The following is a 12497-nucleotide window of genomic DNA, read 5'->3' as shown; positions in this document are numbered from 1 at the left end:
TTAAGTTAGGAGTGAATATGGATAAAAATATAAAACTTGTAGCTATTGACCTGGATGGAACTCTTTTAAATTCAAATAAAAAAGTTTCTGAGAAAAATTTTAAAATTATAAAAAAATTAAGAGATAAGGGGATTTTTGTTGTAATTGCAACTGGAAGACCTGTGGGAGGATTTTCTTGGATTCTTGATCGTTTGAATTTATTTTCTAATGATGATTATTCAATAACTAACACCGGATCTCTTGTTATAAAAAACAAAGACAAATCAGATATTTCCAAAAAAATCCTTCATATAGACGATTATTTAAATCTTAAAAAAATAATAAACGACAAGCTTCAAATTGGAATTTATAATAAATATAATTTGTACAACAACAGTAAAAATATAAATAAACATTTTTTATTTGAATCAAAACTTTTAAAAATGCCTATTGAAAAATTTGATGAGAAAAATAAAAATCAAAGTGTTGATAGAATTACTATAATGGGAGATAGGGAAATTGTTGATGAATTTGAAAAAAACCACAACAAAAATCTTTTGAAAACTTATCAAACTGTAAGAAATGTGCCGGAAGTTTTTGAGGTTTTAAATAAGGAAGCTGACAAGGGTCAGGCTCTTGAGAGACTTTGTAAAATTTTAAATATTGATATTAATTCAACTCTTGCTATTGGAGATTCTAATAATGATAAGTCAATGCTTGAAATTGCAGGAATTTCTGCAACTTGTTCAAACGGAAGAAAAAGTGTAAAAGAAATGGTTGATATTGTTTCAGATTATTCAAATGACCAAGATGGAGTTTTTGATATTTTGGAAAAAGTATTTTTTGACAAATAATTGAAAGTTAATTTAAAAAAAGTATTATATAATTAGTTCTTATGTAAGGTTTTTCTAAAATCTTACATATTTTTATGTTAAAATAAAATTTGAAAAAAGATAGGAAGTATTATGAGTAAATTTTGCTCTCTAGCTTCAGGATCTTCGGGAAATTCAGTTTTTGTTGAGCACAAGGGCTCAAGAATTTTGATTGATTGTGGTTTTTCTGGAAGAAAAATTGAAAATCTTTTATCTCAAATTGGGGAAAATCCAAAAGATTTGGATGCGATTTTTCTAACTCACGAGCACGTTGACCATGTAAAGGGAGCCTCTGTCATGAGCAGAAGATATGATATTCCAATTTATGCCAACAAGGGAACCTGGCTTTCTTTTATAAAAAATGCTGGAAAACTAAAGGAAGAAAATATAAAAATTTTCAGGTCGAATTCTTTTTTAAACTTTAATTCTTTTGATATTTTTCCAATATCAATTCACCACGATGCAAATGAACCTGTTGGTTTTATTTTGTACTTGGATAATAAAAAAATCACAGTTTTGACTGATACGGGAATAATTGATGAGAGAATTTTAAATGAAATAAAGGGATCAGATGTTTATTATTTTGAGGCAAACCACGACCTCGATGCTTTAAAAAGAGGACCCTACACTTATCCTATGAAAGTTAGAATTATGGGTAAGATGGGCCATTTATCAAATGAACAATCGGCAAAATCTTTGGCAGATGCCCTTCAAGGGAAAAATGAAAAAATTTTTCTTGCCCATTTGTCTGAAACAAATAATTCAGAAGAACTTTGTAGAATAACCGTAGATAATTACCTAAAATCCTGTGGACTAGATACAAATAGAGATATAAAATTAGAAGTTGCAAGAAGGCACTCGCCTTCAAGTATAGTGGAGTTGTGATGGAATTAGTAGAAATTGAAAGATCAATTATAAAAAAATATAGGAAAGAGCTTTGGTCAAAATTTGTAAAAGCTGTAAAAAAATATGAATTAATAAATGAGGGCGACAAGGTCGCTTGTGCGATTTCTGGTGGAAAAGATTCGCTTTTGACAGCAAAACTTGTTGAAGAATTGCACAAACATTCAAATGTAAATTTTGAAGTTGAATATATTTGTATGGATCCAGGCTATGATAAAGAAAATAGAGACTTGTTGGAGAAAAATTTAAAATATTTAAATATTCCAGCCAAAATTTTTGATTCGGATGTTTTTGAAATTAGCGAAAAAATTTCAGGCGCCTATCCTTGTTATATGTGTGCAAGAATGAGAAGAGGATTTTTATACGCCAAGGCAAAAGAGCTTGGTTGCAACAAAGTAGCCTTGGGTCATCACATGAACGATGCAATCGAAACTACTTTGATGAATGTTTTGTATGCTGGAAATTATAAAACAATGAAGCCAAAACTTATGGCGCAAAATTTTGATGATATGGAGCTTATTAGGCCCATGTATTTTATTGAAGAAAAAGATGTAATAGCTTGGCGTGATTATGTAGGTCTAGATGCTTTAAATTGTGCTTGTACTGTTACAAAAAAAAGTGAATCCTATACAAGAAAAAAAATAAAAAATCTTATTGAAGAATTAAAAGAAGATATACCAAATGTAGAAAAATCAATCCTAAGATCAGCAGAAAATGTAAATTGCGATATGGTTTTGGGATATAAAATAAATGGAGAAGAACATTCGTTCATGGAGGAATTTGAAAAATGATTTTAGATTTGTTAAAAGTATTTATCCTTTCAATTGTAGAAGGGGTAACAGAATTTTTGCCTGTTTCATCAACAGGCCATCTTATTTTGGTAAATGAGTTTGTAAAACTTGAGCCAGAAAAATTTGCCAATGCCTTTAATGTAATAATTCAACTTGGAGCAATACTTTCAGTAGTTGTTTTGTATTTTTCTAAGTTAAATCCTTGGAATTTAGAAAAAACTCAAAAATATTTCCCAAAAAATTACGAAAAATTAAATGGTCAATCAAAAGTTTATTACAGATTAACCCACCCACACAAAGAAACAATCGAGCTTTGGAAAAGGGTAATTATCGGAGTTATTCCTGCAGGAATTTTGGGATTTTTGCTTGATGATATTATTGATGCTTACTTATTTAATCCAATGGTCGTTGCCCTTATGCTTTTTGTTTGGGGTATTGGAATAATTTTAATTGAAAAGAAAAATAAAAATGAAAATAAAGAAAGAATCGATAATCTTTCCCTAATTTCTTATAAAACTGCATTTTTTATAGGATGTTTCCAAGTTCTAGCCATGATTCCAGGAACTTCAAGATCAGCCGCAACAATAATTGGGGCGATGGTTTTGGGCCTATCAAGATCAGCAAGTGCAGAATTTTCATTCTTTTTGGCAATTCCAACTATGCTTGGAGCAACCTTATTAAAAGTTGTAAAAAACGTATCAGGATTTTCAGGATACGAATGGATTTTAATTCTTATAGGAATGGTTTTAAGTTTTATCGTTGCTTATATAGTAATAAAGAAATTTATTTCCTACGTACAAAAAAACGACTTTATAATTTTTGGAAAATATAGAATTGTTCTTTCAGTTATTGTATTTTTATATTTTTTAATAATTAAATAATATTTTTAGTATTATAAGGCGGTTTATTCCGTCTTTTTAAATGTTCAAAACTTTAAAAAATTTACCTTATAGTGTAAAATTAGAATAAGAGATTTTAAGAATTTATAAATAAAAGATATAAAAATTTCGGAGGAGATAATGAAAAAGAGACAAACAATATTTAGCATAATACCAAAAGCTTTGGTTTTTGGATTAATTTTAGGAATAGGATTTTATTTTTTGTCTGGTAAATTAGGTTTTAAAAAATATAAAGCACAGGCGAAAATTCTTACAACTTCAAATGAAAAAATAAAAGAAGATGATAAAACTGCCTACACCTATGCAGAAACTGTAAATTCAAATGCTATCAAAAAAAGAGTTATAGAAAATTTGAAACTTGATATGGAAGCAAGCGAGCTTGATAAAAAAATGCAAATCCAAGCAATTCCAAACACCCACATATTAAATATAAATGTAGAAGATTCTGTAAAACTTAGGGCTGAAGATATAGCAGATGAATATGCAGAAATTACAGTTTCAGTAATAAATGAACTTTACAAGGCTGATGCCGTTGTAATCGACCACGCTTATCCAAATGGAAGTCTTTTGAAAAATAACGAAAAAGATTCTTTTAAAGTGGGACTTGCAGGATTTTTAACTTATATGATTTTTGGGTCTTTGGCTTTAACTATTAGAAATTCAAAAATTAATGAAGAGGAAATAGTTGAAGAAAAAGAGATAAGAAAAGTAGTTTTTAAAGACGAAGACGAAGAAGAAAATTATGAATATGATTCTTTTGATCAAAGTTTTTATGAAGATGAAGACCACCAAATAGAAAATCAAGAATTTGTAAATGAAGATGAAAATGTTATTGATGAAAAAGTGGAAGAAGAAATAGATTACGACCAATCCTACAAATATGTTGACAGCATCGAAGAAGATGATGATTTGGATGATGATTTTAGAACTTATCAAAATAAGGAAAATGATAAGGACTATACAATAATTGCAGATATGCCAAAATATGATGATGGTGATTTGAATGTTTAATAAAAACAAAAAAGAAGAGATTGAAAAATCTTTTATATCCTTAAAAAATAATTTTTTAAAAATTAGCCATAAAAATTCTCTAGTTCAATTTGTATCATCAAATGAGAAGGTAAATAAGGCTTCATTGATACTAAATTTGGCTAGAAGATTGGCAAAAGATAATTATAAGGTAATAATTGTCGAAGCAGATTTTAGAAATCCAAGGATGGGAGAATTATGTGATATAGATTTTGATAGGGGATTTTATGATATTTTAGAAAAAGAAAAACCCTATGAAAATTTTATAGTAAAAGACCATTACCAAAAAAATCTTGATTTAATTCTTGCCCCAAGTAAAAAAGAAGATGGGCAAAACGTCTTATCTTATGACAGGATAAATGCGATTTTTGATTCATTAAAAGAAAAATATGATTTTATATTTTTGGATACAGCTTGTAATGAAAAATACGATGATGCAAATTTTTATCCAAGCCTTTGTGATTGTGTAATAGTTTTGGCAGGAAAAAAAGATTTTAGAAAGAAAAAATTAAACACATCATTAAGAAAACTTGAAAATGTAAATGCACAAATTTCTGGAATTATAACAACAGATAATTAAGGAGAAAAAATGAAAAAGAAAATTTTATTAATATTGGCTCTATCTCTTGGACTTTCAGCTTGTTCAAAGGAAGAATACATCTCCCAAAGGCATCCTGAAGAAAACAAACAATCAAGCCCAGTATCAGCAAAAATAGATTTTAAAGAAAAAAAATCAAATGATAATTTTTCAAATGCAAGTCTTAAAAATATTGATCAAAATGAAGACAATAAAGATGATGAAAAATTAAATAAAGAAGTTAAAAAAGACAAAAAGAAAAAAAATGATGAAGAAGAAAATCCACAAGAAGCCTACGGAATATTTACAGTAGTAGATATTTCAAATATAAGAAGAGAAATGAATACAGATTCAGAAATAGTAGCAACAATCCAACCAGGAACCCAAATTGAAAGATCAGAAATTGTAGGTGAATGGTCAAAAGTAAGCTACGGTGAATATGAAGGATATATTTTGACAGAACTTTTGGAAGATGTTCAATAAAAATTAGCTTGGTTTAGGCCAAGCTTTTTTAGTTGAAATATATGTAAAAAAAATATTTATTAAATAAATCTTATCAGGAAAACACTTTAAATTTTTAAAATTTAATGATATATTAAAAAGGAAGAAATTTATATTATAGTAAAAAAATTTGTAGCCAAGCTGCAAGTTTTTTTAAATTGTGAATAAATTTGATAAAACTTATCAATTATTCAAAAAAATTAGGAGGATATATGGCTTATAAAGATTATCTGGTAAAAAAGGATGAGGCCAAGGATTTATTTGAAATCCTAAAATCCAAATACACAATTTTTGCCCCAAAAAGAATCACAAGGGGCGGAAGATATTGTGATATGGATACAATTATGTATGAAAATATAAAAAGTTTTGATGAACTTGAATACAAAGAAAAATCCACATATTCAGCCAAGGAAGCTCTACTTCCAATGACAGAAAATTTATTTTATTTTACTGAGGACGATTATACAGAAACCAAAAATCCATACAAAAAAGATGTTTTGGTTTTTGCAAGGGCTTGTGATATAAATGCTATAAAATATTTAGATGATATGTTTATAAAAAATGGACCTTTTGAAGATATGTTTTATTTAAGAAGAAAAAATAAGGTTCACTATGCTCTTTTGGAATGCCAAGAAGACCTTGATAGAAATTGTTTTTGTGTATCATGTGATGCAAATAAAACTGATAATTTTACATATGCGTTTAGATTTAATGATGACGGATCTATAAAAGTAAAAACAGAAGATGATTTGGATCTATCAAAATTTTTAAATGAAGAATTTGATTTGAAATTCCCAGAAGAAAATAAATTAAAAGTAAACTTCCCAGAAATAAAAAATAATGAACAAGCAAATAAAATTGCAAATTCAGACATTTGGAATGAATACAATTCAAGATGTATAGGATGTGGATCTTGTACAACTTCTTGTTCAACTTGTACTTGTTTTACAACAAAAGATATCACCTACACTCTTAACAGACGTGTCGGTGAAAGAAGAAGAACAAATGCATCTTGTATGACAAAAGATTTTGATTTAGTAGCTGGCGGTGGACATTTTAGAAATCAAATCAAAGAAAGATATAGATATAAAATCATGCACAAAATTTATGCTCACAACAAAAGATTTGAAGACGGTCCAATGTGTGTAGGTTGTGGAAGATGTTCAGCTCATTGTCCACAATTAATTTCTTATCCAGAAACAATAAATAAGGTTAGTAAAGAGCTTGAGAAAATTAGAAGTGAGGTAAAATAATGGAAAAAAATGAAATAAAAAGATCAAATGATGATTATTTAAATTATGTTTTACCAAAATCTTATGAAATTTTGGATATCAAAAAACACACAAAAACTGAATGGACTTTTAAAGTTGCCTTTGATAAAGAAGTAAAACCTGGGCAATTCTTGCAAGTTTCACTTGCAAAAATAGGCGAAGCTCCAATTTCTGTTTCTGGAATGGGAGAAGGCTATGTTGAAATGACCATAAGAAATGTTGGGGAAGTGACATCAAAACTTTTTGAATCAATTCCTGGAGATAGTATTTTTCTAAGAGGACCTTATGGAAATGGATGGCCAATTGAAAAATTAAAAGGGAAAAATGTAGTTGTAGTTGCAGGGGGAACAGGAGTAAGCCCTGTAAAAGGATTGATAGAATACATAAAAGAAAATCCAAATGAATTTGAAAATCTACATTTGATTTTAGGTTTTAAAAATCATGATTCTGTTTTATTTAAAGAAAATTTGGATGATTGGAAAAACCAAGAAAAAATAAGTACGGTTTATTCATTGGACAATGAAGAAAAAGAAGGATTTAAAAAAGGAATGGTTACAGCCTTTATACCAGATTTACCTATAAAATCTTTTGAAGATAATTATGCGGTTGTAATGGTAGGTCCTCCAATTATGATGAAATTTACATCACTTGCCTTGATAAAAGAAGGTGTTACAGAAGATAAGATTTGGACAAGTTTCGAAAGAAAAATGTCTTGTGCAGTTGGAAAATGTGGGCATTGTAGGATAAATGAAACTTATGTATGTCTTGATGGACCAGTTTTTCCATACACAGTTGCAAAAGACTTACTAGATTAAGGAGATAATATGACATTAGATATAGATGTAGCAAAAGTTAGAAATAATTGTTATCGTCAATCCAAAATTCCTGGAGAATTTTTACTACAATTAAGATCTCCTGGAGCTTTGGTAGATGCTAAGTGGTTAGAAATGGTACAAATGATTTGCCAAAAATATGGAGACGGAAATTTTCATTTTGGTACAAGACAAACTTTCAACATAACAGGAATAAAATATGAAGATATACCAAAAGTAAATGAAATTATAAGACCATATATAGAAGAAATCGAAGGTAGTCGTGATGTAGAAATTGTATACAATGATGAAGGTTACCCATACATAGGACCAAGAAATATTATGGCATGCATTGGAGGAAGACATTGTATAAAGGCTGCCCAAAATACTCAAAGACTTGCAGATAAATTAGAAAAAATAATTTATGAATCACCTTACCAAATAAAAATTGCAGTAACAGGTTGCCCAAATGATTGTGTAAAAGCACATTTCACTGACTTTGGATTTGTTGGTGTAACAAAACCAATTTATGATATAGATCGTTGTATTGGATGTGGAGCTTGCGTTGATAGGTGTAAGGCTGTTGCAACAAGAGTTTTATCCCTAAATGATCAAGGAAAAGTTGATAAAGATCCATGTTGTTGCGTTGGTTGTGGAGAATGTGTAACAAGGTGCCCAAATTCTGCATGGAGAAGACCAGATAGACAAATGTGGAATGTAATAATCGGAGGAAGAACTGGAAAGCAATATCCAAGAATGGGTCAAATGTTCGCAAGATGGATGGATGAAGATACAGTAATTCAAATGATGAAAAATTGGAAAGATTTCTCAGCCTATGTTTTAGATAACAAACCAGTTTACATGCATGGTGGACATTTAATAGATAGGGTAGGTTTCCCAACTTTCAAAAAAATGATGTTAAAAGATGTCAACTTAAATCCAGAATGTCTAATAGCTGACAGAATTAATTGGACAGAAAAAGAATATAGATCTTCAATAAATGTAATGAAAGTAGAAGATCATAAAACTGTAAAATAAGGAGCTTATATGAGATCACAATTTCAACCAAAAGATTTACTAGAAACTTTAGTAAAATTAGAACAAAATGGTCAAAAATTTTACGAAGAAATGGCAAAAAAATTCTCAGATGATAAAAAAAATAAGGAGTTTTTTGAATTTTTAGCACAACAAGAAACTCACCACGAAGCACTTTACAAAAGCTTGTCTGAAAAAATAGACAAAAATCAAGAAATTGATAAGGAATACGATGATGAGTACAAGGCTTATATCCAATCAATGATAGATCAAATATTTAATTTTGATTCATCAAATGTTGGAGATGATCCAATAGATATCTACAGATTTTCTATAGGAATTGAAAAAGATACAATTTTATTTATAAAAGAAGTAAGAACAATAGTTCCAGATTTTGAACCAGAATTAATTGATAGAGTTGAAGCAGAAGAAAGAGGCCACATAAAATTAATTCACCAATGGTACAATGATTTTATAAAATAATAAAATAAGACCCATTTCGAAAGAATAAAATTTTTAAAATATTCACCCGAAATGGGTGTTTTTTATTTAGATAGAAATAAAAACTTGACACATTTTAACTGTTAATGTACACTATGAACAGTAGGAGGAATAAATGGATATTAAGATCAAATACTCGAGTAAAGATCCCATATATTTACAAATAAAAAATCAAATAAGAGATGCAATTTTAAATGACGAGATAGAAAAAGACAAAGCTCTTCCTTCTATTAGACTTTTGGCAAAAGAGCTTAGAGTCAGTGTAGCTACAACGAAAAGGGCTTATGATGAACTTGAAAAAGATGGACTTATTAATTCTGTTCCTGGCAAGGGAAATTTTGTAAAAGATCAAAATCCAGAATTGATCAGGGAAAAATTTTTAATAAAAATCGAAGACCATCTAAAAGAAATTATCAAATTGTCTAAACTTGCAGGAATTTCAAAAAAAGAAATTATTTCTCTTATGGATATATTGGAGGAAGAAGATGAATGAAATATTAAAAATAAAAAGCCTTAGCAAATCTTTGAATGATTTTTATCTTGGACCTTTGGATTTAAATATCAAAAGAGGATCTATAGTTGGATATATTGGAGAAAATGGAGCTGGAAAATCTACTACAATCAAATTGATCTTATCAGATATGAAAAAAGATTCTGGGGAAATTTATATTTTTGGTAAAAAAATTGAAGATTTGACTGAGGATGAAAAGAAAAAAATTGCCTTTGTTTTTGAGGATTTTTTCTTTCCCCAAGAGATGAATATTAAAGAAGTAGAAAAATTTCACTCTATGTATTATGGGGATTTTTGGGATAAGGAAACTTTTGATAGACTAATTAAAAGATTTAATCTTCCAGAAAAAAAGAAAATTTCTACTTTTTCTAGGGGAATGAAGATGAAATTGTCTTTGATTTTGGCCTTAAGTCATAAGCCGGAGCTTTTGATTTTGGATGAAGCGACAAGTGGGCTTGATCCTGTTGCAAGGGATGATATTTTGGATATACTTTTAGAATTTATCCAAGATGAAAACAAAAGCATTATGATTTCATCCCATATTTTGTCAGATTTAGAAAAAATTGCAGATGAAATTGCTTTTTTACATAGGGGAAAGCTGATTTTTGTTGAAAATAAGGATAAATTAAAGGAAGATTATGGTCTAGTTTCCCTTTCAAAAGAAGAATTTGAAAGTCTTGATAAAAATTCTATAATCTCAGTTAGAGACCATAAATTTGGGAAAGAATGTTTGGTTAAAAAAGACTTAATTCCTCAAAATCTTGAAGTAGAAAATGTTAGTATAGAGGAAATTATGGTTTATATGATAAAGGAGAAATACAATGAAAGCCTTGATATATAAAGATTTGATTTCGATAAAAAATGCTTTGCTTTTACAATTTGTAATAATAATTGCTTTGGGTATTTATTTTTACAAAGAAAATCAATTAGTTTTGATTCCCTTATTTTTTATCCTAGTACCAGTAATACTTTTGGGCATGGTTTTTGGAATGGATAATCAATATTCAACAAATAAATATTTGATTTCAAGTGGAATTTCAAGGAAAAAAATTGTATTTTCAAGATATACCATAATTTGGTTTATGTCACTTTTTGCAATAGCCTTGTCATTTGTTGTAGGATTTAATAAAAATCCATTTACAAAAGAAATTCCTTTGATTTTGATTTTATCAGCCCTATTTTTTATAACAAGCATAGTTGGAGTTGTTGAACTTCCCTTGATGTATAAATTTGGAGCAGAAAAGGCAAGACTTGTTTTTGTAATTTTATACTTTGTAGTATTTGCATTTTTCTCAACCATTTCATCAAATAAAGAATGGCTTTTGGAATATGTAAATAAGGGCTTAACTATGGATAAAACTCTCCTATCCTTGTTGATTTTTACCATAACAATAATAGTTCACGCAATTTCACTTATTTTTTCAATTAAAATATTTGAAAATAAAGAGCTTTAAGAATTTTATAAAAGTAAAAAATAAGAATCTTTTTAGGTAATTGTAAAAATTGTCTAAGGATTCTTATTTTTTATTTTTAATTTTTAGAGAGATTATCTATAAAGTTAGGATCAAATCGTTGAAAATTTTGTCAATAATTCATATAGTCATAATATAGAAGAAAAGTTTCCTAATTTTAAGGAGAAAAAATGGATTATATTTATAAATTTGACACGGATAACGGTTTTGAACAAACCGATATTTCTAGTTTTTATGATGTCATAGAAGATGATGATTTTTATTTGATGTATTTGGGCAAGGCAAGTTTTATTGATTTTGCCAAAACTTATGACTTGGACGATGCTATAATTGATTTGCTTTTGTCAGATACTGCCAAAAAATCTTATATGGCGGTTGAAGATAATTATACTTTTGCGATTTTAGAATTGCTTGATATAATGGGAAATCTTGAAACTTCAGATCTTATAGGATTTTATATAGAAAATAATAGGCTTATAATTGTCGATATGTATGACAGAGACCAATCAACAACTGAAGCTTTTAGAAAAATGCTAACAAAGAAATTTTCAGCAAGATCACCTGGAAGGCTTTTGAAATATTTTATTACTGCCCTAGTAAATAACCACACAAGAATTTTTGATCAAATAAAAAATTCAACAGCAGCTGTGGAAGATGCCATAATAAAAAATAAAAAAACCAGAGACAGCATAGAAATAATTTCTGACAATAGGCACAAGGCCCTAAATTTGTACGCATCATACGAAAGACTTCTTGATACTTTGGAAGTTTTAATGGAAAATGAAAATGAAATTTTCGACGATGATGATATAAAACACTTAAAATCAGTTTTATTTAGGGTTGAAAGATATTCTTCAAATATTTCCTACCTAAGCGGATATATTACAAATGTAAAAGATTCCTACACATCAAAAATGGATCTTTCAATGAATAATACCATGAAAGTTTTGACAGTAGTAACAACAATTTTCACACCAATTACAATAATAACCGGCTGGTACGGAATGAATTTTGAAAATATGCCAGAATTGAAATGGAATTTTGGTTATATGTATGTTATTGGAATTTCTTTGATTAGTGTAATTTTAGTATATATCCTATTTAGGAGATTTGATAAGTGAAAAAAATAAGACCTGTGTATTATTAATATTTAAACTTTAGCAATAAAAAAATCAAACACCAACCCATATCGAGCGAATGGACCGAGCCGAGAGATCTCATAGGAAAATTATATTTAAAGCCAAAGTAAATAAAAGAGATCTCTCGACTGCGCTCGAGATGGGTTTTTCCTTTATTTATCTTAATGTCTGAAGGATGAATTTTTTTATTATGATTTTATTTTTT

Annotated in this window: 15 protein-coding genes; all 15 read left to right on the top strand. The window is 28.6% G+C overall.

Going from position 1 to position 12497, the window contains the following annotated elements; translation table 11 throughout:
- Positions 1–17 precede the first annotated feature (17 nt).
- The 15 genes from BN3265_RS00170 to BN3265_RS00100 all read left to right on the top strand — a co-directional run bounded on the left by BN3265_RS00170 (position 18) and on the right by BN3265_RS00100 (position 12274).
- Positions 18–833 (top strand): Cof-type HAD-IIB family hydrolase, encoded by an 816-nt coding sequence (locus tag BN3265_RS00170; protein WP_058989580.1) that lies wholly within the window; start codon positions 18–20, stop codon positions 831–833.
- Positions 834–944: 111 nt separating this feature from the next.
- Complete coding sequence (locus tag BN3265_RS00165; protein ID WP_058989579.1) at positions 945–1736, top strand: MBL fold metallo-hydrolase; 792 nt, start codon at positions 945–947, stop codon at positions 1734–1736.
- Entirely contained in the window at positions 1736–2545 is an 810-nt protein-coding gene (locus tag BN3265_RS00160; protein WP_058989578.1) for a tRNA 2-thiocytidine biosynthesis TtcA family protein, read from the top strand. Before BN3265_RS00165 ends, BN3265_RS00160 begins: the two co-directional genes overlap by 1 nt.
- Entirely contained in the window at positions 2542–3426 is an 885-nt protein-coding gene (locus BN3265_RS00155; protein ID WP_058989577.1) for an undecaprenyl-diphosphate phosphatase, read from the top strand. The genes BN3265_RS00160 and BN3265_RS00155 overlap by 4 nt, the downstream gene beginning before the upstream one ends.
- A 138-nt stretch (positions 3427–3564) precedes the next feature.
- The gene (locus BN3265_RS00150; RefSeq protein ID WP_058989576.1) at positions 3565–4455 is read left to right on the top strand and encodes a YveK family protein; all 891 of its coding nucleotides are present in this window, start codon (positions 3565–3567) and stop codon (positions 4453–4455) included.
- Entirely contained in the window at positions 4448–5053 is a 606-nt protein-coding gene (locus BN3265_RS00145) for an AAA family ATPase (protein WP_058989575.1), read from the top strand. Before BN3265_RS00150 ends, BN3265_RS00145 begins: the two co-directional genes overlap by 8 nt.
- Before the next feature lie 9 nt (positions 5054–5062).
- Entirely contained in the window at positions 5063–5533 is a 471-nt protein-coding gene (locus BN3265_RS00140; RefSeq protein ID WP_058989574.1) for an SH3 domain-containing protein, read from the top strand.
- 230 nt (positions 5534–5763) lie between these two features.
- Positions 5764–6804 carry an anaerobic sulfite reductase subunit AsrA gene (gene asrA / locus BN3265_RS00135; RefSeq protein ID WP_058989573.1) on the top strand — a complete coding sequence of 347 codons (1041 nt, stop codon included), beginning with the start codon at positions 5764–5766 and terminating at the stop codon, positions 6802–6804.
- Complete coding sequence (gene asrB / locus BN3265_RS00130; RefSeq protein WP_058989572.1) at positions 6804–7637, top strand: anaerobic sulfite reductase subunit AsrB; 834 nt, start codon at positions 6804–6806, stop codon at positions 7635–7637. The genes asrA and asrB overlap by 1 nt, the downstream gene beginning before the upstream one ends.
- Before the next feature lie 9 nt (positions 7638–7646).
- On the top strand, positions 7647–8672 hold the full coding sequence (gene asrC / locus BN3265_RS00125) for a sulfite reductase subunit C (RefSeq protein ID WP_058989571.1): 1026 nt from the start codon (positions 7647–7649) through the stop codon (positions 8670–8672).
- A 9-nt stretch (positions 8673–8681) separates the two neighbouring features.
- Entirely contained in the window at positions 8682–9152 is a 471-nt protein-coding gene (locus tag BN3265_RS00120; RefSeq protein WP_058989570.1) for a ferritin-like domain-containing protein, read from the top strand.
- Between the two features lie 133 nt (positions 9153–9285).
- Positions 9286–9663, top strand: a complete 378-nt coding sequence (locus BN3265_RS00115) for a GntR family transcriptional regulator (protein WP_058989569.1) — start codon at positions 9286–9288, stop codon at positions 9661–9663.
- Complete coding sequence (locus BN3265_RS00110) at positions 9656–10522, top strand: ABC transporter ATP-binding protein (RefSeq protein ID WP_058989568.1); 867 nt, start codon at positions 9656–9658, stop codon at positions 10520–10522. Before BN3265_RS00115 ends, BN3265_RS00110 begins: the two co-directional genes overlap by 8 nt.
- Positions 10503–11135, top strand: a complete 633-nt coding sequence (locus BN3265_RS00105) for an ABC-2 transporter permease (RefSeq protein ID WP_058989567.1) — start codon at positions 10503–10505, stop codon at positions 11133–11135. The genes BN3265_RS00110 and BN3265_RS00105 overlap by 20 nt, the downstream gene beginning before the upstream one ends.
- 188 nt (positions 11136–11323) lie before the next feature.
- Positions 11324–12274: a magnesium transporter CorA family protein gene (locus tag BN3265_RS00100; protein ID WP_058989566.1), complete on the top strand. Its 951-nt coding sequence runs from the start codon at positions 11324–11326 to the stop codon at positions 12272–12274.
- The last annotated feature ends 223 nt before the right edge of the window (positions 12275–12497 follow it).

Source organism: Anaerococcus rubeinfantis, from assembly GCF_001487145.1.
Taxonomy (GTDB): domain Bacteria; phylum Bacillota; class Clostridia; order Tissierellales; family Peptoniphilaceae; genus Anaerococcus; species Anaerococcus rubeinfantis.
This window is presented reverse-complemented; position numbering and strand designations above follow the sequence as displayed.